Annotated in this window: 20 protein-coding genes and 1 tRNA gene; 10 read left to right on the top strand and 11 right to left on the bottom strand. The window is 69.6% G+C overall.

The genetic code is table 11. The features are described from left to right. Positions 1-4: 4 nt before the first annotated feature. Genes JJL56_RS06210 through JJL56_RS06230 form a run of 5 tightly spaced genes read left to right on the top strand, consistent with a single transcriptional unit; the run spans position 5 to position 4,877 of the window. Positions 5-766, top strand: coding sequence for an ABC transporter ATP-binding protein (locus tag JJL56_RS06210; protein WP_200484583.1), 762 nt, complete (start codon positions 5-7; stop codon positions 764-766). Then, the gene (locus JJL56_RS06215) at positions 763-2,013 is read left to right on the top strand and encodes an FtsX-like permease family protein (protein WP_200484585.1); all 1,251 of its coding nucleotides are present in this window, start codon (positions 763-765) and stop codon (positions 2,011-2,013) included. The genes JJL56_RS06210 and JJL56_RS06215 overlap by 4 nt, the downstream gene beginning before the upstream one ends. After that, positions 2,006-3,556: an SUMF1/EgtB/PvdO family nonheme iron enzyme gene (locus JJL56_RS06220; RefSeq protein ID WP_200484588.1), complete on the top strand. Its 1,551-nt coding sequence runs from the start codon at positions 2,006-2,008 to the stop codon at positions 3,554-3,556. Before JJL56_RS06215 ends, JJL56_RS06220 begins: the two co-directional genes overlap by 8 nt. Further along, entirely contained in the window at positions 3,553-4,374 is an 822-nt protein-coding gene (locus tag JJL56_RS06225; protein WP_200484590.1) for a hypothetical protein, read from the top strand. The genes JJL56_RS06220 and JJL56_RS06225 overlap by 4 nt, the downstream gene beginning before the upstream one ends. A gap of 11 nt (positions 4,375-4,385) precedes the next feature. Next, the gene (locus JJL56_RS06230) at positions 4,386-4,877 is read left to right on the top strand and encodes a hypothetical protein (RefSeq protein ID WP_200484592.1); all 492 of its coding nucleotides are present in this window, start codon (positions 4,386-4,388) and stop codon (positions 4,875-4,877) included. 372 nt (positions 4,878-5,249) lie between these two features. On the opposite strand, the gene JJL56_RS06235 is transcribed toward JJL56_RS06230, so the two are convergent. Both JJL56_RS06235 and JJL56_RS06240 read right to left on the bottom strand, forming a co-directional pair. Further along, positions 5,250-5,340, bottom strand: a tRNA-Ser gene (locus JJL56_RS06235). 118 nt (positions 5,341-5,458) lie between these two features. Next, positions 5,459-6,262: an alpha/beta hydrolase gene (locus JJL56_RS06240; protein ID WP_200484594.1), complete on the bottom strand. Its 804-nt coding sequence runs from the start codon at positions 6,260-6,262 to the stop codon at positions 5,459-5,461. 43 nt (positions 6,263-6,305) lie between these two features. Between JJL56_RS06240 and JJL56_RS06245 the strand changes: the two genes are divergently transcribed. Both JJL56_RS06245 and JJL56_RS06250 read left to right on the top strand, forming a co-directional pair. Continuing rightward, a complete protein-coding gene (locus JJL56_RS06245) occupies positions 6,306-7,547 on the top strand; it encodes a glycosyltransferase family 4 protein (protein ID WP_145622783.1) in 1,242 nt (413 codons plus the stop codon). A gap of 51 nt (positions 7,548-7,598) precedes the next feature. After that, on the top strand, positions 7,599-8,474 hold the full coding sequence (locus JJL56_RS06250; RefSeq protein WP_200484596.1) for a TIGR01459 family HAD-type hydrolase: 876 nt from the start codon (positions 7,599-7,601) through the stop codon (positions 8,472-8,474). 61 nt (positions 8,475-8,535) lie between these two features. On the opposite strand, the gene JJL56_RS33625 is transcribed toward JJL56_RS06250, so the two are convergent. Beyond that, positions 8,536-8,856 carry a ribbon-helix-helix domain-containing protein gene (locus JJL56_RS33625; RefSeq protein WP_145623333.1) on the bottom strand — a complete coding sequence of 107 codons (321 nt, stop codon included), beginning with the start codon at positions 8,854-8,856 and terminating at the stop codon, positions 8,536-8,538. 269 nt (positions 8,857-9,125) lie between these two features. Between JJL56_RS33625 and JJL56_RS06260 the strand changes: the two genes are divergently transcribed. Then, the gene (locus JJL56_RS06260; RefSeq protein WP_200484598.1) at positions 9,126-10,262 is read left to right on the top strand and encodes a hypothetical protein; all 1,137 of its coding nucleotides are present in this window, start codon (positions 9,126-9,128) and stop codon (positions 10,260-10,262) included. A gap of 8 nt (positions 10,263-10,270) precedes the next feature. Beyond that, a complete protein-coding gene (locus tag JJL56_RS06265; RefSeq protein ID WP_200484599.1) occupies positions 10,271-10,945 on the top strand; it encodes an SH3 domain-containing protein in 675 nt (224 codons plus the stop codon). Here JJL56_RS06265 and JJL56_RS06270 read toward each other — a convergent pair. From JJL56_RS06270 to JJL56_RS06295, 6 genes are all read right to left on the bottom strand, one after another. After that, the gene (locus JJL56_RS06270; RefSeq protein ID WP_200484602.1) at positions 10,942-12,783 is read right to left on the bottom strand and encodes a transglycosylase domain-containing protein; all 1,842 of its coding nucleotides are present in this window, start codon (positions 12,781-12,783) and stop codon (positions 10,942-10,944) included. The genes JJL56_RS06265 and JJL56_RS06270 overlap by 4 nt on opposite strands. 189 nt (positions 12,784-12,972) lie before the next feature. After that, a complete protein-coding gene (gene infC / locus JJL56_RS06275) occupies positions 12,973-13,500 on the bottom strand; it encodes a translation initiation factor IF-3 (protein ID WP_145622787.1) in 528 nt (175 codons plus the stop codon). A gap of 83 nt (positions 13,501-13,583) precedes the next feature. Then, the gene (gene thrS / locus JJL56_RS06280) at positions 13,584-15,548 is read right to left on the bottom strand and encodes a threonine--tRNA ligase (RefSeq protein WP_145622788.1); all 1,965 of its coding nucleotides are present in this window, start codon (positions 15,546-15,548) and stop codon (positions 13,584-13,586) included. A 151-nt stretch (positions 15,549-15,699) separates the two neighbouring features. After that, entirely contained in the window at positions 15,700-16,947 is a 1,248-nt protein-coding gene (locus tag JJL56_RS06285) for an EAL domain-containing protein (RefSeq protein WP_200484604.1), read from the bottom strand. An 8-nt stretch (positions 16,948-16,955) separates the two neighbouring features. Then, positions 16,956-18,029: a quinone-dependent dihydroorotate dehydrogenase gene (locus tag JJL56_RS06290; RefSeq protein WP_145622790.1), complete on the bottom strand. Its 1,074-nt coding sequence runs from the start codon at positions 18,027-18,029 to the stop codon at positions 16,956-16,958. After that, complete coding sequence (locus JJL56_RS06295) at positions 18,026-18,388, bottom strand: DUF952 domain-containing protein (RefSeq protein WP_200484606.1); 363 nt, start codon at positions 18,386-18,388, stop codon at positions 18,026-18,028. The genes JJL56_RS06290 and JJL56_RS06295 overlap by 4 nt, the downstream gene beginning before the upstream one ends. A 306-nt stretch (positions 18,389-18,694) precedes the next feature. Here JJL56_RS06295 and JJL56_RS06300 point away from each other — a divergent pair, with 306 nt between their 5' ends. After that, the gene (locus tag JJL56_RS06300; RefSeq protein WP_145622792.1) at positions 18,695-18,943 is read left to right on the top strand and encodes a hypothetical protein; all 249 of its coding nucleotides are present in this window, start codon (positions 18,695-18,697) and stop codon (positions 18,941-18,943) included. Between the two features lie 192 nt (positions 18,944-19,135). On the opposite strand, the gene JJL56_RS06305 is transcribed toward JJL56_RS06300, so the two are convergent. Both JJL56_RS06305 and JJL56_RS06310 read right to left on the bottom strand, forming a co-directional pair. Further along, a complete protein-coding gene (locus JJL56_RS06305; protein ID WP_200484608.1) occupies positions 19,136-19,618 on the bottom strand; it encodes a cell wall hydrolase in 483 nt (160 codons plus the stop codon). Continuing rightward, positions 19,615-19,950 carry a hypothetical protein gene (locus JJL56_RS06310; RefSeq protein WP_145622794.1) on the bottom strand — a complete coding sequence of 112 codons (336 nt, stop codon included), beginning with the start codon at positions 19,948-19,950 and terminating at the stop codon, positions 19,615-19,617. Before JJL56_RS06310 ends, JJL56_RS06305 begins: the two co-directional genes overlap by 4 nt. Positions 19,951-19,997: the final 47 nt, after the last annotated feature.

Genomic DNA, 19,997 nt, shown 5'->3' on the forward strand with positions numbered 1-19,997 from the left:
CGACATGACCAGACCGCTCGTCGATCTCCAGGACTGCGTTCACGAACGCGCCGCCGGAAGCGACCGGTTCCGGCTGGCGGTGGAGCGCTTCACCCTGTGCCCCGGTGACCAGATCGCTCTGGTCGGCCCGAGCGGCTGCGGCAAGAGCACGACCCTCGACCTGCTGTCACTGATCGTCGCCCCCATGCGGGCCGGGCGCTTCACGCTGCGCATGCCCCAGGCCGGGACGCTGGCCGGGACGCTGGCCGAACCGGTCGACGTGATGGCGTTGTGGCGTCGCGGGGCGCGCGACCGGCTGACCGCGCTGCGCGCCGCCCACATGGGGTATGTTCTGCAGACGGGCGGGCTGGTGCCGTTCCTTTCCGTGCGCGAGAACGTGCTGCTGACGCGCCGGGCGCTCGGCCTGCCCTGCCCCGGCCCGGCGGTGACGCTGATGGAGACGCTGGGGGTGGCCGAGCTGGGGCGCCGGCTCCCCCGGCAGATCTCCATTGGGCAGCGGCAGCGCGTCGCCATCGCCCGCGCCCTGGCGCACCAGCCGGCGGTCATCCTGGCCGACGAGCCGACCGCGTCGCTCGACCCGTCGCTGGCCGAGGGAACCATGAAGCTGCTGAGCGCCGTCGCCCGCTTCCAGAAGGCGGCGCTGGTGGTGGTCACCCACGACCACCGCCTCGCCGAGCGGACGGGCCTCACCGTGGTGGAATGCCGGACCGGCGCCGGAGCGAGCGTGGTTCGCCACGACTCCGCACTGGCCGAGGCGGCGGCATGATGGCGCGCGTCACCCAGCTCTTCCGCCTCGCGCTGGCCGACCTGCGGGTCGAATGGCCCATCGCGCTGTGCCAGGTGATCGCCATCGCCGCCGTGCTGACGCCGTTGCTGGTGCTGGCGGGCTTGCAGCAGGGGGCCATCGGCACGCTGATCGACCGGCTGAACCGCGACCCGGCCATGCGCCTCGTCGTGCCGGAAGTGACCGGCGGCCACCGCTTCGACCACGCGTGGTTCGCCGCCATGGCGGCGCGTCCCGAAGTGGATTTCGTCATGCCCGCCACCCGGCAGATCGCCGGCCAGATCGACCTGCTGCGCGACGAGGCAGCGGGGAACCAGTCCGACGGCCAATCCGATGGACGGGGCGAGGCGCGCGTCACGCTGCTGCCCACCGCCCCCGGCGACCCGGTGACCGGGCCGCACGCCGCGGCGGCGGCCATGGACGGCGTGATCCTCAGCTCCCGCGCCGCCGGCCGGCTGGGCGTGACGCCGGGCGCCATGGTGACCGCCTACGCCGAGCGCACGCGCGGCGGCAAGGCCGAACCGCTGGCCTTCCCCCTGCGCGTCGTGGCCGTGCTGCCCGCGCAGCGCGACGGCGGGATGAGCGCCTTCGCCGCCCTGCCGCTGGTGCAGGCGGTGCAGGATTTCCGCGACGGGAAGGCGGTGCCGGCGCTCGGCGCCACGGCGGGCGACCCGGCCGGACCGGCCGCCGACTACCCGCTGTTCCGGCTCTACGCCCGCTCGATCCGCGACGTGCAGGCGCTTGCGGCCGACTTCCAGGCCAACGGCATCGCCGTTGCCACCCGCCACGCCGAGATCGCCTCCACCCTGACGCTGGACCGCAACCTGCGCGCCATCCTGCTGATCATCGCGACCTTGTCGGTGGCCGGCTACGTGGTGGCGGTGACCGCCAGCCAGTGGGGCAACCTGCGCCGCAAGCGGCGCGATCTGGCGATCCTCAACCTCACCGGCTACGGCAGCGGCTGGCTGGTCGCCTTCCCCGTGGCGCAGGCCGCCATCCTGGCGCTGATCGGCAGCCTTGCCGCCGCGGCGGCCTTCGCCGGGGCGGCGGCGACCATCAACGGGCATTTCCAGGAGAGCATCGCGTCGGGCGAGGCGGCCTGCCGGCTCGGCGCGCCGGACCTGCTGGCGGCAGCGGCGCTGACGCTCGCCTTGTCGCTCCTGCCGGCGGCGGCCATCGGGCTCGCCTGCCGCCGCATCGAAACCAGCGAGGAACTGCGCAGTGTCTGACCGCACATCGATCCTGCCCGTGCTGGCGGCGCTGCTTGCCGCCGCTTCCGCTCCTGCCCTCGCCGCCGAGCCGGCCAAGCCGGACTGGGCGGAAGCCCTCTACAACCCGCAGCCGGACAAGGAGGATCTGGTCCTTCCCATGCCCTGCGGCGGCGCCATGACCTTCCGCAAGGTGGCTGTGCCGGCCGAGGGCGTTCTGGACGACCGGCGCGTCGAGCTGGGCGGCGGCGAGGCGAAGTTCGCCTATTCCGAAAACAGCCGGCGCGACTATGTGGCCGGCGGCTTCACCGACTCCAAGGCGCGGAACCTGCGCTTCTTCTATCTCGGCAAGTACGAGGTGACGCGCCAGCAGTTCGACGCTCTGTCGGGCGCCTGCGCCGAGCCGGGCGAGGAAGCCCGCCTGCCCAAGGTGCAGGTGACCTGGGCGGAGGCCGTGGCCTTCGCGGGCGCCTACGCCACGTGGCTGGTCAAGAACGCGACCGACCGCCTGCCGGCCGAGGAGGGCGCGTCCGGCTTCGTCCGCCTGCCCACCGAGGCGGAGTGGGAGTTCGCCGCGCGTGGCGGCATCGCGGTGTCGGACGGCGTCTTCGTGCAGCCCGCCTTCCCGATGCCGGAAGGGCCGGCGCGCTACGTCTGGTTCCAGGGCAGCGAGTCCGCCAACAACGAGCTGAACGCCGTCGGCCTGCTGAAGCCGAATCCGCTCGGCCTGTACGACATGCTGGGCAACGCCGGTGAGTTCGTGCTCGACCCCTTCCGCCTGAACAAGTTGTCGCGGCTGCACGGGCAGGCCGGCGGCCAGACGGTGAAGGGCGGCGACTTCCGCACCCCGCTGGCCGACATCCGCAGCGCCGCGCGGGAGGAATTCGTCCCGGTCGACAAGCGCGGCGAACGCCGCTCCCCCTCGACCGGGTTCCGCCTCGCCCTCGCCGCCCCGAGCCTGCCCACCACCCAGCGCATCGGCACGGTGCGCAAGGCGTGGGAGGATCTGCCGAAGGCCGCGGCGGCGGCCATCGCCGGGCCGCAGGACGACCCGGTCAAGGAGGTCGAGGTGCTCCGCGCCGCGGTCGAGGACCCGGCCCTCAAGCAGCGCATCGGGAACCTGTCCACCGTCATCAAGTCCAGCATCCAGACCAGCAACGAGCAGCGCGCCCGCGCCGCCCGCAGCGAGATCCGCGTCGGCGCGTATCTCGCCCGCAAGCTGGCCGACGACAAGCGCATCATCGCCACCAAGGAACGCCAGATGGAGGCGCTGTCGACCGCCAACCAGCAGCTCAAGGACGGCATCCGCCGGGCCCTGGAGGCCGACCGCGCGGCGCTCGACTTCAACCTCGGCTACTACATCGACACGCTCACGCAGCTGAACGCCGAGTATCCGGAGAGCCTGATGCTGGCCCAGGCCGAGGGGCTCAAGCGCGAGTTCGAGGCGCGCGACCTCGCGGCGCTCAACGGCTTCATCGACCTTTGCATCCGGCACGCGGCCCGCCTGCGCGCCGACGGGAAGCTCGACCGACCCAACACGCTGGGGGAAATTCCGGCGCCATGACCAAGACGACCGAAACGACGCCAAAAAAGGGGGACCACATCATGGCATCGCACACCGCTTCGCGGCCTCACTTAACCACCGGCCGGGCCGGCCGGGCGATCGCGGTCGGGCTGGCGGGATCGCTGCTGCTGTCGGCGTGCGCGACGACGGGCAACAGCACCGCCTCCGGCCAATGCTCCAGCAGCACGGCCCAGCTCTCGGCCGCCGAGATGCAGCTCTGCAAGGATTCGCAGGTCTTCAACGAGACGGTGGCCGGCGGCGCCGCCGCGGGCGCGTTGGCCGGCATCCTGGTGGGAGCGCTGGCCGGCGCCCTGACCGGCGACTCCCGCAACATCGCCAAGGGCGCATTGATCGGCGGCGTGGCCGGCGGCATCGCCGGCGGCGTGGATGGCTACATCACCGCCAAGGCCCAGGAATCCGGCAACAACCGCGTGCGCATGGTCGAGGCGATGACCCGCGACGTCGACGCGGACAACACGCGGCTGAAGGCGCTGGTCAACAGCTCCAACCAAGTGCTGGCCGACTCGCGCTCCCGTCTGGAACGGACGACCGCCGAATACAAGTCCGGCAAGACCTCGCTCGCCAATCTGGAGAGCGAGCGCAAGCGCCTGGAGGACAACCGCGGGCTGATGCAGGCGTCGCTGGAGTCGCTGCGCAAGAAGCGCGACAACTACCAGGAGGCCAGCCTGCAGATGGCGAGCAATGGTGCTTCCACCACGCAGTTCAACAGCAAGATCTCGGAGCTGAACACGCAGATCGCTCAGCTCGAAGAGAATGTCAGCGGCATGAACGCCGCCCTGACGATCTCCAAGGTTTAAGGGGCACCGTGATGATCGGACGGACGAGAGCCATCTTCCTTGCCGGGGGCCTGACCCTGCTGCTGAGCGGCTGCGTGAGCACCTACATCGACCAGAAGGCCGACCTGCGCGCCGGCGGGCCGCAGGCGCGCGAGGCCGCGGCACGCCAGCAGTATGTATCCGCCAAGGCGCAGAACACCGATCTCAACGACCAGCTGGTGTCCACCCAGCGCGACATCGACCGCAACGAGCGCCGCATCGCCGCGGCCCAGACGCAGTTGAGCACGGTCCGCCAGGATCTCGACCGCGCCCGGCGCAGCAAGAAGCTGAGCGAATCCGAATACCGGCGGATGCGGGCGGAAGCCGACGACCTCAACCGCGACATCACGGAGCTGGACTTCAAGATGAAGGCCGGCGGGGTCTCCACACCGGCCGACGCCGCCGACAAGGACCGGCAGATTCAAGCGTTGGAAAAGAAGAAGGCGGAGTTGGAAAAAGCCATCCAGCTGACCCTCGGCCAGTGAGGCGCAAGGCGCTCGATGGTTTCCATCGAGCGCCTCCGCCACGATGCCAGATTTGGCTCAACGCCGGTTCCGGGCAGCCTCGATGTCTCGGACATTGGGCATGACGTGAACCGCCCGCTGCTCAGCCCCGAGCATGGCCTCTGGAAGGGTCCACGGCGGCACTGTGTTCGGTACGGGAGCGGCACTGCCATCAACAACAGGAGCGTTGAAAGCCCGTTGGCGAGTCGTGAACAGAGATGTCGTCGGAGGCTCTTTTGACCGTCGCCGACGGCTTGACGGAGGGCCGAACCGTGCCCCATCCGCGCCTTCCGCCCACCTGCTTTTCTAGGGAATACACAAGAAAATCAGGCGCGTGAGCAAACAGAAGAAAACTGGCGGAGGGAGAGGGATTCGAACCCTCGATACCCTTTTGAGGTATACACACTTTCCAGGCGTGCGCCTTCAACCACTCGGCCACCCCTCCGCAGAGGCCGCGTTTATATCCAGCCCGAAGGCGGCGCGCAAGCCCCTGATATCACTTTTTGGAAAAATCTTGCACCGCCTTAGGGATGATCCGCGAGGCGGATCGAAGCCCCCTTTCCTCAGTCGAGACCGCGGACCAGATCACCCACCGTGCGGCACAGCAGATCGATGTCCTGATCGCGCGACAGGCGGTGATCGCCGTCCTTCACCAGCGTCACCCGCACATCCGCGCTGCTCAGCCGATCGGCCAAGGTCAGGCTGACCTGCCAGGGCACGTCGGGGTCGGCCATGCCGTGCAACAGGCGCACCGGCTTGTCGAAAGCAATGGGTTGGCGCAACAGCAGATGGTTGCGCCCATCCTCGATCAGGGCGCGGGTGATCGGCTGCGGTTCCGGGCCATAGTCGGAGGGCCGCAGCCAGCGGCCCGCCTCCAGGATCTCGCGGCGGACGGACTCGTCGAAGAGATCCCACATCAGATCCTCCGTGAAGTCCGGGGCGGCGGCGATGCCGACCAAGCCGACCACACGCTCCGGACGGCGCAGCGCGGTCAGCAGCATCATCCAGCCGCCCATCGAGGAGCCGACGAGAATTTGCGGCCCCACTGTGACGCGGTCCAGCACGGCCAGCGCGTCGTCGGCCCACAGCCCGATGGTGCCCTCGTCGAACCGCCCGCTGGAGGCGCCATGCCCCTGATAGTCGAACCGGGTGAAGGACAGCCCCTCGCCCACCGCCCAGGCCTCCAGGGCCAGCGCCTTGCTGCCGGTCATGTCCGACATGAAGCCGCCGAGGAACATCACGCCGGGGGCCAGACCTTCCGGGTCGCGGCCGGGGGTGTGACGATAGGCTATGGTCGCGGCGCCGCGCTTCAGGCTATGGTGCGCGCCGCCCGGCGACGGGACGGGGCCGGCTGCGGGTTCGGTCATGATCGGACACCTCTGTGGGCCAGGACTTTAGGAATCTGTGACTATGGACGTCGAATCCCAGCTTAGCACCGGCGAGGACCCGCGCAACCCGGCCGGCGCCTTCGCGGCGGGCGGGCGCCGCCCCGTCGTTCTCCAGGTGCTTCCGGCGCTGGTCACCGGCGGGGCCGAGCGCGGCTGCATCGACGTGGCGCTGGCGCTGGCCCAGGCCGGGGCGCTGCCGCTGGTGGCGTCCGAAGGCGGGCCGATGGCGGCGGAGCTGGACCGCGCCGGCATCCGCCACATCACCCTGCCGCTGGCCTCGAAGAACCCGCTGGTCATCCGCCGCAACGCGCGCAAGCTGGAGGCGATCATCCGGGAGAACGGCGTGGACATCGTGCACGCCCGCTCCCGCGCCCCGGCCTGGAGCGCCTGGCTGGCCTGCCAGGCGACCGGCGCGCGCTACATGACCACCTTCCACGCACCGTACAATTACAAGAACGGGCTGAAGCGCTGGTACAATTCGGTGATGGCGCGGGGCGAGCGGATCATCGCCATCTCCGGCTTCATCCGCCGCCACATCCTGGAGAACTACGCGGTCGATCCGGCGGTCATCCGCACCATCCACCGCGGCATCGACCCGCTGTCCTTCGCGCCGGAACGGGTCAACTCCGCCCGGATGATCCAGCTCGCCCAGAAATGGCGCCTGCCCGACGACAAGCCGGTGATCCTGCTGCCCGGCCGCCTGACCCGCTGGAAGGGCCAGACGGTGCTGATCGACGCGCTGGCGAAGCTGGGGCGCAAGGACGTCTGCGCGCTGCTCGTCGGGTCCGACCAGGGCCGCACCGGCTACCGGCAGGAATTGGAGGAACAGGTGCGCCGCGCCGGGCTGGAGGGCGTCGTCACGATGACCGACCACTGCAACGACATGGCCGCCGCCTACCGGCTGTCCACCGTCGTCGTCTCCGCCTCGCAGGAGCCGGAGGCCTTCGGGCGGGTGATCGTCGAGGCGCAGGCGATGGGCCGGCCGGTGATCGTCTCCGCCATCGGCGCCTATCAGGAAACCGTGATTCCCGGCGAAACCGCCTGGGTGGTGCCGCCCGCCGACCCCGACGCGCTGGCCAAGGCGCTGGACGAGGCGCTGTCCCTGACGACGGAGCAGCGCGACGCCATCGGCGCCCGCGCCCGCGCCTTCGTCGCCGAGCGCTACACCAAGCAGCGCATGTGCGCCGACACGCTGGCCGTCTATGCGGAGCTTCTCGCCGAGCCCAAACGCGCTCCGGCCAATCGCCCCACGCAAGGCCGCTGAGCCGCCGCTGAGCCGCCGCTCCTTCTCCCGCCCGTCACACCACCGGACATCATGACCGACATCGTCCAGCTTTCCGGCATCGCCTCCGTCATCGACCGTTACGACGGGGTCATCCTCGACCTGTGGGGCGTCCTGCACGACGGGGAACAGCCCTATCCCGGCGTGCCGGAGTGCCTGGACCGGCTGCGCGCGGCGGGCAAGGTGATCTGCCTGCTGTCCAACGCGCCGCGCCGCACCGGCGGCGTCATCGCCAAGCTGGAGGGCATGGGGATCGGGCGCGAGCGCTACCACCATGTCATGACCTCGGGCGAGGCCGCCTACGACGCGCTGCGCGACCGCGACGACCCGTGGCACGCAGCACTGGGCCGGCGGCTCTACCACATCGGTCCGGACCGCGACATGGATGTGTACGAGGGGCTGGACTACACGCTCGCAGCATCGCCGGAAGAGGCCGATTTCGTCGTGAACACCGGCATCGTCGACTTCGGGGAGCCGCTGTCGGCCTACGAGCCGGCGCTGGAGGCCTGCCGCCGCCGCAACCTGCCGATGGTCTGCGCCAACCCCGACTTGATCGTGATGGTCGGCGAACAGATGGTCATCTGCGCCGGCACGCTGGCCCAGCGCTACGAGGCGATGGGCGGCGAGGTGTTCTGGCACGGCAAGCCGCAAGCCCCGGTCTATGACCGCTGCCTGTCGCTGATGGGCATCAAGGACAAGCGGCGCATCCTGGCCGTGGGCGACAGCCTGCGCACCGACGTCGCCGGGGCCAACGCCGCCGGGATCGACGTCGCGCTGGTCACCTTCGGCATTCATCGCGAAGAGTTGGGCGGCGCCTGGGGCGCGGCCGTCGATCCGGCCAAGCTGGCCGCCGCCGCAGCGGCTTCCGGCCACCAGCCGACCTACGGCCTGCCCAGCCTGCGCTGGTAGAGCGCCTGGCCGAACGCTTGGTAGATCGCTTGGTAGATCGCAAGGCGTCCCGCCCCTCCGTTCAGTCGAAGGGCGGGATGGCGTCGTCCATGGCCTTGCGCAGAATGCTGGACGGCCCGTCTTCGGAGAAGCCGCGGCTTCCGATGGCGTTGCGGAAATAGCTGACGATGAAAACGCGGATGGAAGCGGTCAAATTCGCCTCCCCGCGCCGTTGATCGATCTGGGTGCAGATATCGTTCAGGGCCAGCCCCTCACGCTCACAGATTTCCTTCAAGGATTCCCAAATGTAGGGCTCCATCCGAAGACTGGTGCGTCGGCCCGATACCTTGACATTGCGACAGACCAGGACCGGCCCTTCCTTGTTCTCCTGTCTGCCCGCCATATCGTTGCCCTTGGTCCCCTGCCGTTGCGGAAAGGCGCTCGCGTTTCCGGCGAATATACATTCACTTGTATGATGATATTGCAAGCGGCGTGTGGGCACAAAGCCAATTTCGACCGGTGGTCGCGATCCCGGCCCGGAGTTCACCGTTCCAGCCTCAGCAAGGCCCCGACCCAGGCAAAAGCCGCTTCCCTTCGCGGGCGGCTTCGCTGTACCAGTGCCTGGACGAACCGACACAAGCTGTAGTGGTCACTTCCGGTGGAGAACGAGCGATGGTGCGACCGGCGGCGTGGGGGATCGCGGTGACGCTGATGGCCGGGCTGGCGCCCGTCCTGCCGGCCCGCGCGTCCGACCTGCCCATCGACCGCATCCGCGCCGAGGTGTCGCGCCTCGTCCCGCCCCTCTGGACCGTCGAGGAAGTGACGGCGGACCTGATTCCCGCCCCGGCGTCCGACGGCAAGGCCGCCGCGAAATCCGCCGACTCGCGAACCGCCGTCCGAATCGGGGCCAAGCTGCGGCTCGCCAAGCCGACCTATGTGGTGGAAAGCCGGGACGGCGCCGTCACCTTCATCCGCCCCGTCGCCGAGGCCGGGCTGGAGAAGGCGCTGACCGCCACGGCGCTGGCCACGCGCGGCCCCAACGGCTGGAGCGCGCGCATCGAATTGCGGAATCCCGAGGTGCTGGAAGGCATCGGCCAACCGCTGGAGGAGCTTCCCGGCCGCCCGGTGCTGTCCGGCTCCGCCGAGGCCAACCGCCTGCGCGAGCAGATCGCCCGCGACGCCGAAGCCCGCGGCGCGGAGGAGGACGCCCGACGCCGCCGCGAGGAGGATCTGCTCGCCCGGCAGGCCGCCGCGACCAAGGCGGAGGAGGAGCGCGCCGCCGCCGAACGGCGGCAGGAGGAGGCCCGTGCGGCGCGGATCGCCGACCTGCGCGCACGGATTCTGGGCGCCGACCGCCCGGCGCGGATCGCTGCCTATGAGGCGGCGCTGGGCGGCAACGACCCGTCGCTGCGCCAGATCGCCATGGAGGCGGCGCTGCAAAGCCGTGACCCGGTGCTGGGCAATCTGGCGTTGAAGGACTGGATCGCCCGCCGCAAGGCGGTGCCGGTGCAGCTCTACGCGACGAAGGAGGACCCGCATTCGGAAACGGTGCTGAACAATCTGGGTCCGCTGACGCTGGAGATCGATTCCGTCAACCCGGTCAACGGCGCGCTCGCGGGACGTCTGGGCGCCCCCGGCTACAGCATCGCCAAGCCCTCCGCCGCCATCGGCACGCTGGCGCAGACCACGCTGACGGTGAACGCCTATGGCTGCGCCCTGTCGCTGCGCCTGACCGAGCAGCAGACCCTGGACGGGCTGTTCCGCTGCCAGACCCTGCCCGCGCTGGTCGCCCGCGTCGTCGTGGATTGAGGCGGCGGATGCGCCGGGTCGCCCTTCCCCTCCTCGGCCTGCTGGCGCTGCTCGGCGGCCCTTCGGCGCGGGCGGACGAGGCCGAAGCGACCTTCACCCCGCGCCCACCGCCGACCGCCGTGCTGCCCCGGCTGACGCCACTGGGAGCGGTGGGAAAGGCCACGCCGCAGGCCCTGGCACCGCTGCTTCCGTTGCCGGTTCCGACGCCACCCGCGCCGTCGGCGGCGGAACCGACCAACGCCGCCGCCCCCAGGATGGAGCCCCCGGCGCCGGCCGAAACCGAAACCGCCCCCCCCCTGCCCGCCCGCAAACCCTCAGGCCCGGCGGCTCCCACGACGGTCGCGGAACGTGCGCCGGCGAACCGATTCACGAACCGATTCAAGGGCGGCTACGCCAAGGCGTCGAAGGAGGATCGCGGCTGCGCCCTGCCCGGCCGCATCAGCGCGGAGCTCAGCGCCGAAGCGCGCCGCCCGGCCATCGCCGTGGGGACGCGGGTGCGCGTCCGCGCCGCCGCGAACCTGCGCGTCGCTCCCTTCTGCGACGCCAAGGTGGCGGACGTCCTGGAGCGGGGGGAAATGGTCACCGTGATGGCCGCCTTCGGGTCCTGGTACGAGGTCGGGCGGAACGGACGGGCGCTGGGCTTCGTCGGCGCGTCCCTGCTCGCCGGAGCGAAGGGCCGCTAACCTTTCACACGGGCGGCCTCGACCATGAAGCGGCGCCAGATCTCCGCCGGAACGGAGCCGCCGGTCACCCCCTTCATCGGCGTGTTGCCGTCGTTGCCGACCCACACCCCCACCGTCAGGCCGCGCCCGGCCACACCGTCGGCAAAGCCGACGAACCAGGCGTCCCGGTAATCGTTGGTGGTGCCGGTCTTGCCCCCCGCCCCCCGCTTGGCGAGCGCCGCCGGCAGGCGGGCCGTCTTGCCGGTGCCGTCCCGCATCACCTCGGCCAGCATCGATTTCAGGGTGGCGGCGCTCTGCGGGTCGATCACCCGTTCCGCTGTCTGCGGGGTGTAGCTGTAGATCGTCCGCCCGGCGGGGTCGCCGATGCGCTGGAACAGATGGCCGACAACCTTGCTGCCGCCGTTGGCGACCGCCGCGTAGGCCTGGGTGATCTCCAGAAGCGACACCTCGCTGACGCCCAGCGCGAGGCCGAGATCCGGCTCCAGCGGCGATTCGACGCCGAGACGGCGGGCGGCAGCGGCGACCTCCTCCGCGTGGCCGCGGGTCAGGCGGGCGGACGCCGTGTTGGTGGAATGGGCGAAGGCGTCGGCCAGCGTCAGCGACGACGGGTAGCGGTTGTCGAAATTGCGGATGGCCCGCCCGTCCGTGAATTCCATGCGCGAGCCGTCGACACGGGAGTCCGGGGTCAGCCCGCGCTCCAGCGCCGCCAGGAAGACGAACAGCTTGAAGGCCGAGCCGGGCTGGCGGCGGGCCTGAAGCGCCCGGTTGAAGTGGTCGCGCCGGGCCGCCGCGTCGCGCCCGCCGATCATCGCCAGGATCGCCCCGTCGCCGTCCAGCGCGACCAGAGCAACCTCGGCACCGCCCAGGCTCTTGGCGTGGCGCTTCATTGTGGTTTCCACGCTGCGCAGGGCGGCGGCCTGAAGATCGCGGTCGAGCGTGGTGCGCGCGGTGAAGGTCGGCCCCGGAAGGTCGCCGCCGTAACGGTCGGCGGCGAAACGGTCGAAGCGGGCCTTGGCCGTCCCACGGAAATGGCCGGTGGAGAGGATCGCCGCCTTGTTGGTCGCGGCCAGCATGGGCCGCTGGCGCTTGGTCTGCTCCGCCGTGCGCTCGGTGATGAAGCCCGCGTCGGCCATGGCGTCGAGCACCAGCGCGGCCTTGGCCTCCGCCTTCTCCAGATCGGCGAAGGGGTTCAGACGGGAGGGGGCGGGCAGCGAACCGATGAGCATCGCCGATTCCTTCAGCGATAGCTTGCCCGCCGGCTTGCCGAAGAAGACGCGGGCCGCGGCGTCCACCCCGTACGCGCCGAAACCGAAATAGGCGCGGTTGAGGTACAGGTACAGGACGTTCTTCTTGCCGAGCTGTTCCTCGAAGTCGCTGGCGCTGTACAGCTCGTACGCCTTGCGGGACCAGCGGTTGTAGCGGTTGAGGAAGATCAGCTTCATCGTCTGCTGGGTCAGCGTGCTGCCGCCCTGGCTGAAGCGGCCGGAGGTCACCGCCACGGCCAGCGCTCGGGCCAGACCCTGGAAGTCGATGCCGTCATGCTCCAGATAGCGCCGGTCCTCCTTGGCGATCAGCGCCTGGATCAGGTGCTTCGGAAGCTTCTCCAGCGTCAGCGTGTCGCCGTACGTCTCGCCGATGGACCCGATGAAGCGCCCCTGCCGGTCGAGGAAGCGCACACCGTGGCCGCGGTTGTAGGCCAACACGTCGTCGACGGTGCGGAACTCGCCCCCGAACAGCTCCATCGCCTGGGCGGAAGGCGGTGCGGAGAGACCGGACAGCAGCGGCAGAGCGAGCGTCAGGGCCAGGGCGGCGCGGCGGAACAGGGATGGTCGGGGCATAGGCCGGATGTTGGAGGCGGAGTGTGCCTCACGTCGGCGCACCGCCCCGCTTTCACAATGCCGCTACCCCGTAATTGCGAAAGGCTGCAAGGGCACAGCCGCCCAACAAAAAAGCCCGCCGAAACCGGCGGGCCATTTTTTGGGACGCGTGTGCTCCGCGCAAGGCGGTCGGGCCTTCGCGCCGAAGGGTCACCGCGGAGCGAGGACCATGATCATCTGGCGGCCCTCGAGCTTCGGCATCTGCTCGACCTTCGCCAACTCGTCCAGCTCGTCGCGCACGCGGACCAGCACTTTCATGCCAAGATCCTGGTGCGCCATCTCGCGTCCACGGAAGCGCATGGTCACCTTGACCTTGTCGCCTTCCTCAAGGAAGCGGCGGGCCGAGCGCATCTTCACGTCGTAATCGTTGTCATCGATGTTGGGTCGGAGTTTTATCTCCTTGACCTCGATGATCTTCTGCTTCTTGCGCGCCTCGGCGGCCTTCTTCTGCGCCTCGTACTTGTACTTGCCATAGTCGAGGATCTTGCAGACAGGCGGTTCCGCCTGAGGAGCGATCTCGACGAGGTCGAGGCCCGCATCCTCAGCGGCCAGCAGCGCATCGCGCAACGAAACGACGCCCACCATCTCGCCATCGGCGCCGACGAGACGGATGGAGCGTGCCGTGATCTCCCGGTTCACCCGAGGTCCATCGCGGGTGGGAGCGGCTTCGGACGGTATCCTGGCTATGGACGCTTCTCCATGGCTGGCAACCCACCGGGGCGCGACCTCCCGGAGGGAAGCCGCCCGAACGGTGCGGTCGGTTAGAACGGCGAATCGAAGACGGCGGCGCCCGCGGGGGACCTCGCTTCCTCATTCAGTTTATTGAGCGCGGCGTCGAGGGCAAGCACTTCCTGATCCTTACCACCCAGGGTACGCAGGGCGACCGTCCGCTCCTCCGCCTCGCGCTTGCCCACGACCACCAGGACGGGAACCTTCTGAAGGCTGTGTTCGCGGACCTTCAGGTTGATCTTCTCGTTCCGGGTGTCGAGTGCGGCGCGGATGCCACGGCGCTTCAGCAGGCCGACGACCTCCTGCCCGTAGCCGTCGGCCTCGTTGGTGATGGTGCAGACCACCGCCTGGACCGGGGCGAGCCACATCGGGAACTTGCCGGCGTAATGCTCGATCAGCATGCCGATGAAGCGCTCCAGCGACCCCAGGATGGCCCGATGCAGCATCACCGGGCGGTGGCGGGCGCCGTCCTCGCCGATGTAGGAGGCGTCGAGCCGCTCGGGCAGCACGAAATCGAGCTGGAGCGTGCCGCACTGCCACGTCCGCCCGATGGCATCGGTCAGGTGGAACTCCACCTTCGGGCCGTAGAAGGCGCCCTCGCCCGGCAGTTCCTCGAACTCCAGACCGGCGGAGCGCAACGCGGTGCGCAGCCCCTCCTCCGCGCGGTCCCACACCGCGTCGTTGCCGGCGCGCACGTCGGGGCGCAGCGCCAGCTTCACCGCGATCTTGTCGAAGCCCAGGTCCCGGTAGACGCCGAGCTGGAGCTTGAAATAATCCGCCGCCTCGGTCGGCACCTGATCTTCCGTGCAGAAGATGTGGGCGTCGTCCTGGGTGAAGGCGCGCACGCGCAGGATGCCGTGCAGCGCGCCCGACGGCTCGTTGCGGTGGCAGGCCCCGAACTCCGCCATGCGGATCGGCAGGTCGCGGTAGGAGCGCAGCCCGTGCTTGAAGATCTGCACATGGCCCGGACAGTTCATCGGCTTGATGCCGAGCATCTTCTCGCCGTCGTCCGCCGAAACCTTGAACATGTTGTCGCCATACATGTCCCAGTGGCCCGACGCCTTGAACAGCGAGCTGTCGATCAGCTGCGGCGTCTTGACCTCGACGTAATCCGCCTGGCTCAGCTTGGTGCGGATGTAGGTCTCCAGCGTGCGGAACAGCGTCCAGCCCTTCGGGTGCCAGAAGACCGAGCCGACGGCCTCCTCCTGCACGTGGAACAGGTCCAGCTCCTTGCCCAGGCGGCGGTGGTCGCGCTTCTCCGCCTCCTCCAACTGGTGCAGATAGGCCTTCAGCTCCTTCTCGTCGCGCCAGGCTGTGCCGTAGATGCGCTGGAGCATCGGGTTCCGGCTGTCGCCGCGCCAGTAGGCGCCGGCCACCTTCATCAGCTTGAAGCCGTTGCCGACCTTGCCCGTGGTCGGGGCGTGCGGGCCGCGGCACAGGTCCAGCCAGTCGTCCTGACGGTAGACGCTGATGTCCTGATCCGCCGGGATCGCCTCGATCAGCTCCGCCTTGTAATGCTCGCCGAGTTTCTTGAAGTAGGCGATGGCATCGTCGCGGGTCCAGACCTCGCGCAGGATGGGGATGTCCTTGGCGACGATCTCGCGCATCTTCGCCTCGATCTTCTCCAGATCGTCGGGCGTGAAGGGCTCCTCGCGCGCGAAGTCGTAATAGAAGCCGTTGGCGATCGCCGGACCGATGGTCACCTGCGTGCCCGGATAGAGCTTCTGAACGGCGTCGGCCAGCACGTGGGCGGCGTCGTGGCGGATGACCTCGAGCGCGTCGGGATGACTGCGCGTGACGATCTCGATCTTGGCGTTGGTCGTGACGGTGGTGGTGAGGTCCTTCACCTCGCCGTCGAGCTTGACGGCAAGCGCATCCTTGGCAAGGCGCGGCCCGATGGACTGGGCGATCTCAAGCCCCGTCACCGGCCGGTCGAACTCCCGCACGCTGCCATCGGGCAGCGTGATGGCGATGTTGGACGTCACCGAAGTCACCATTTGACTGTTTGCATCGCACCCGGCGGATGCCGGGAGGCGAAATCTCTAATGCGGGCAGGCTTTCTGTCAAGGGCGCCGGGGGCATTTCCGGCCCGAATCCGCCGCCCGAACCGCGAATTTTCTTGCAAAATTAATTCACGGCAAAATTATCTCATGGCTGTCTGCGCGCCGGTCGCGGCTCGCCGAACAGATAACCCTGGCCGAAATCGATGCCGCTGCGCAGGATCGCGTCGAGCTGCGCGTCCGTCTCGATCTTCTCGGCGATGAGGTCGATTCCCGTGCCGTCCAGACGGCGGCGCACATCCTCGACGCGCTGGGCCATGGCGGGGTCGAGCAGCAGAGCGCAATCCAGCTTGAGATAGCGGATGTCGTGCCGCAGCAGCGCGTCCACGTCGATGTCGAGATCGGTCACCCGATCCATGGAGAAGCGGAAGCCGATGCGGGCAAGCTGCGACAGAATGCCCATGGTCACCGCCCCGCCCGCCCGCAACTCCTGCTGGCTCAACTCGAACACCAGCTTGGGCACCAGCGTCTGGTTCCGGACCATCAGGTCGAGGAACTGCCGCATGAACGCCGCATCGCTGAGCGTGGCGGCGGACATGTTGCAGAAGAAGCCGATGGCGTGCTGACGCCGCTCCGTCTCGCGGATCAGCTGGATGCAGCGGACGAGCAGCAGATTGTCGATGGTGGCCATCAGCCCCGCGCGCTCCGCGATCTCCAGATAACGGTCGGGCAGGATCAGCGCGCCGTCGGCGGCGCGCACGCGCGAGAACACCTCGAAGAAGCGGTGCTTGCGCTGGGGCAGGCTGACGATGGGCTGGAGGTGGACGTCGATCCGGTCGGTGGCCAGCGCGTCGCGCACCGCCTCCAGGACGGCGGCCTCATCCATCGTCGGCGCTTCGGCTCCGGCCGCGGGTACCGGGTCCGGGGAGGACGGGTCCGGAGAGCGCGGGGCCTGGGGTGCCGGCATGGCGTCCCGCGGCGCTGGCCGGACGGGGCCGGACGTCGTCGGCGGTTCGCGCTCCCCCGACGACCGGGATTCGCCGAGCCGCGCGACCAACATGTGCAGGAGTTTCACTTCCTGAAGGACAGCCTCATGGGCGGCGGCGGCGGCGGCGGGGGTGGCGCTCTCCGTCTCCAGCGCGACCCGCCGGTCCAGCCGGTCGGCCAGCGCGTCCACACTCTTCTGAAGGCGGTCCAGGCGGCGCAGGGCTTCACGCTCCCGGCGGGCCAGCCGGCGGTGCAGATCCACGACGCCACCCGCCAGAAGGACCAGCCCGCCGCCGATCCAGCCCACCGCCGGGTCGGTGCCGGACCGCAGTTCCGGCAGGCCGAGGGCGACCGAGGCCGCCGCCACGACGACGGCCAGCCCATGCAGGAAGGCCGCCAGGGTCGCCATGCGCCCGCTCAGCGGTGGTCCGCCCCCACGGCGTCGCTCAACGAGGCGAAGCCGTCACGGCGCAGCAGGGCGGCGAGGTCGCGGCGGATCGCCAGTACCAGCGCCGGCCCGGCATAGACCAGCGCGGAGTAGAGCTGCACCAGCGACGCACCGGCGCGGATCTTGGCGTAGGCGTCGGCGCCCGACGCGATGCCGCCGACCCCGACCAGCGGCAATTTGCCACCGGTCAGCCCGTACATCTCGCGCAGGACCGCGGTGGAGGGGGCGAACAGCGGCTTGCCCGACAGGCCGCCGGCTTCCCCGCGCAGCGGCTCCGGGATCTCCGCCGGGCGGGCAATGGTGGTGTTGGAGACGATCAGCCCGTCGATGCCCGACTCCAGCGCGACGGCGGCGATGTCCGCCTTGTCCTCGTCGGTCAGGTCCGGGGCGATCTTCAGCAGGACGGGCGGCGCCTTGGCCAGCTTGCAGGCGGTCCGGGCGTCCAGCACCCGGCCCAGCAGGGTGCGCAGCGGGTCGCGCCCCTGGAGCGCGCGCAGGCCCGGCGTGTTGGGGGATGACACGTTGACGACCAGATAATCGGCCAGCGCCGCCACCCGCGTCACGCCGAGGACGTAATCGTCCGCCGCCTCCACCGTGTCCTTGTTCTTGCCGAGGTTGGCCCCGACGAGTCCCGGCGCCTTGCGCCCACCGGACAGGCGACGCTCCAGCCGCCGGGCGAAGGGCTCCAGCCCCTCGTTGTTGAAGCCCATGCGGTTGATGACGGCCCCCTGCTCCGGCGCGCGGAACAGGCGCGGCCTGGGGTTGCCGGGCTGCGGGCGGGGGGTGACGCTGCCCGCCTCGACGAAGCCGAAGCCCAGCCGCAGCATGGCGTCGACCACCTCGGCGTTCTTGTCGAAACCGGCGGCGAGGCCGACCGGGTTGGCGAAGTCCAGGCCGAACACCCGGCTCCGCAGGATGGGATCGTCCTTCTCCCGCACCGACGGCATCAGCCCGCTCGACAGGGCCTTGATGGTCAGCCCGTGCGCCGTCTCCGGATCGAAGCTGCGCAGGACGGGGCCGACGATGGGAAACAGGTCGATCACGGTGCGGTATCCTTGAAAGTCGCCGGGAAGACGTGGCGGCCGTCCAGCCCCAGCGGCAGCGGATCGGCGCGCAGCACCGCCGCGGGCGGCAGCGGGCCGTAGAGATGGGGAAAGAGCTGGCCGCCGCGCGACGGCTCCCACCGGAGCGCGTCGCCCAGTGCATCGCCGTCCACGGTCAGCAGGACGAGGCCGTCCTGCCCGGCGCGGTGCTTGGCGGCACTTTCCTCGACCTGGGCGCCGGTGGAGAAATGGATGAAGCCGTCCGCCGCATCCTGCGACGAGCCGTGATAGGCCCCGGCGGCGAGCGCCTGTTCCCACTCCGCGGCGCGGCACATATGAAAGATGATCCGTTCAGTCATGGCGGGGCGACCTTACCGCAAAGCCGTCCGCCAAAGCCAGCCGTGGCAAAAACGGGAGAACCGGCGGAGCGTTGATAACTTCAGAATGGGACGTTGCGCTGTTTGCTTCGCAATTTGCAAACGCGGCCTTGGGAATCCCCCGGCATTTCGCAGAAGGAAAATTTGCCGGTCCGCCGTGTCCCGCCCCGCCGACCACACGGAAAAGCCGCAGAATCAAGGATTCCTCAAGGCATCCGCCCCGTCGGAGGCAACTTTTCAGAATTGGCATCGGGATTGCTGAGAGATGGGCAAGCAAGGAGAAGCCCCATGAACGCGATTGCGATGAATGTTGTGAAGGAACGCCACCCGGTGGAACACGCGCTCGATTCGCGCGTCCATGGGGTGATCGTGTCCAGCGTGGACAGCGCCCCCCTGTCCGCCTCCGTCGAGCCGAGCAGCACGCCCGTCCCGCTGAAGCCCTCGGCGGCGATGCTGGCGGCCGGGTCGCGCGCCGGCGGCGTCTCGGTCGAGACGGCCTGGAAGATCTATCTGGCGATGCTCAAGGAAGCCGCCTGAGCGGTCCGTTCCAGCCTCTCCTGCCGGGGCGGCGGTCCGGAAGCGGTTGTCCGGCCCGCCGGAGCGCGGCAAGGAAGCGGTCGTTCGGCATCGTTGCGGAACGGGACGTCATTCGACGTCGTTGTAGAACAGGACGTCATTCGACGTCGTTGTAGAACAGGACGTCATTCGACGTCGTTGTAGAACAGGACGTCATTCGACGTCGTTGTAGAATTGGAAACCGCCGATCTCGGCACAGACGCTGCGCCCCTGCGCCCATTGCGGGTTCGCCCCCGCCCGGTGCAGGTGAGTCGCCCCGCCGGTCGGGTCGTCGAGCAGACCGGCCACCGCGCGGCGGGCGATCCGCTGGGCGGCGGCGAAGACCGGGTCCGCGGCGGTCACCGACAGCAATCCCAGCCGCCCCGGCGCGTCCGGGTCCCAGCAGGGGAACTGTCCCGGCAGGCGGCAGGCGGCGACCACGTCGTTCCCCCACCACCACCCTCCCTGGTCGCGCGCCCGGCCGACGCGGTTCATCACGACCGCCGCCACCGCCTCCATGACCCGCACGGACTCGCCGCGCGCCTCGCCCCACAGGGTGCGGGCAAGCGTGTCGACGGCTTGACCGGGAGCATCGGCGGACGGACCCTGCGGCGCGGCCGCCGGTCCGGGTTCCGGCTTCAGGACACGCGCCCTCATCGGCGGCCCCCGTCGCCGTAGGGCGGCGCATAGGGCTGGGCGAACGGCGCGCCGCCGTTTTCCACTTTGGCCTCGATGCGCAGCAGATGGTCGGTCAGCCGCCGCTCCACATCCTTCAGCGTCGCAACCGAGACGTAGGTCTTGGCGACCTCCAGCTTGTAGGCGGCCAGGCTCTCGCGGACCTGCGCCTGGGCGGTCTCGGCGCGCCCCCGCAAGGTTTCCAGCGCGGTTTCGGCGTCGCGGCGCAGCCGCGCGATCAGCCAGAACAGCCCGCCCATGACCGGCAGTTCGACCGCCGTGATCCACCAGGCCAGGTCGATGGACTCCTGCATCTCCGTTCTCCAAGGAAAAAAGGCAAAAGAAAGGGCCGCCGTCCGGT

The sequence above is a fragment of the Azospirillum aestuarii genome (assembly GCF_016632405.1).
Classification (GTDB): Bacteria; Pseudomonadota; Alphaproteobacteria; order Azospirillales; family Azospirillaceae; genus Azospirillum; species Azospirillum aestuarii.

Coding starts and splice junctions, on each gene's coding strand:
- JJL56_RS06230 (WP_200484592.1), top strand. CDS start 4,386: ATGATCGGACGGACGAGAGCCATCTTCCTTGCCGGGGGCCTGACCCTG.
- JJL56_RS06305 (WP_200484608.1), bottom strand. CDS start 19,618: ATGAGGGCGCGTGTCCTGAAGCCGGAACCCGGACCGGCGGCCGCGCCG.
- JJL56_RS06310 (WP_145622794.1), bottom strand. CDS start 19,950: ATGCAGGAGTCCATCGACCTGGCCTGGTGGATCACGGCGGTCGAACTG.
- JJL56_RS06215 (WP_200484585.1), top strand. CDS start 763: ATGATGGCGCGCGTCACCCAGCTCTTCCGCCTCGCGCTGGCCGACCTG.
- JJL56_RS06265 (WP_200484599.1), top strand. CDS start 10,271: ATGCGCCGGGTCGCCCTTCCCCTCCTCGGCCTGCTGGCGCTGCTCGGC.
- JJL56_RS33625 (WP_145623333.1), bottom strand. CDS start 8,856: ATGGCGGGCAGACAGGAGAACAAGGAAGGGCCGGTCCTGGTCTGTCGC.
- JJL56_RS06210 (WP_200484583.1), top strand. CDS start 5: ATGACCAGACCGCTCGTCGATCTCCAGGACTGCGTTCACGAACGCGCC.
- thrS (WP_145622788.1), bottom strand. CDS start 15,548: ATGGTGACTTCGGTGACGTCCAACATCGCCATCACGCTGCCCGATGGC.
- JJL56_RS06285 (WP_200484604.1), bottom strand. CDS start 16,947: ATGGCGACCCTGGCGGCCTTCCTGCATGGGCTGGCCGTCGTCGTGGCG.
- JJL56_RS06250 (WP_200484596.1), top strand. CDS start 7,599: ATGACCGACATCGTCCAGCTTTCCGGCATCGCCTCCGTCATCGACCGT.
- JJL56_RS06245 (WP_145622783.1), top strand. CDS start 6,306: ATGGACGTCGAATCCCAGCTTAGCACCGGCGAGGACCCGCGCAACCCG.
- JJL56_RS06260 (WP_200484598.1), top strand. CDS start 9,126: ATGGTGCGACCGGCGGCGTGGGGGATCGCGGTGACGCTGATGGCCGGG.
- JJL56_RS06300 (WP_145622792.1), top strand. CDS start 18,695: ATGAACGCGATTGCGATGAATGTTGTGAAGGAACGCCACCCGGTGGAA.
- JJL56_RS06295 (WP_200484606.1), bottom strand. CDS start 18,388: ATGACTGAACGGATCATCTTTCATATGTGCCGCGCCGCGGAGTGGGAA.
- JJL56_RS06225 (WP_200484590.1), top strand. CDS start 3,553: ATGACCAAGACGACCGAAACGACGCCAAAAAAGGGGGACCACATCATG.
- JJL56_RS06270 (WP_200484602.1), bottom strand. CDS start 12,783: ATGCCCCGACCATCCCTGTTCCGCCGCGCCGCCCTGGCCCTGACGCTC.
- JJL56_RS06240 (WP_200484594.1), bottom strand. CDS start 6,262: ATGACCGAACCCGCAGCCGGCCCCGTCCCGTCGCCGGGCGGCGCGCAC.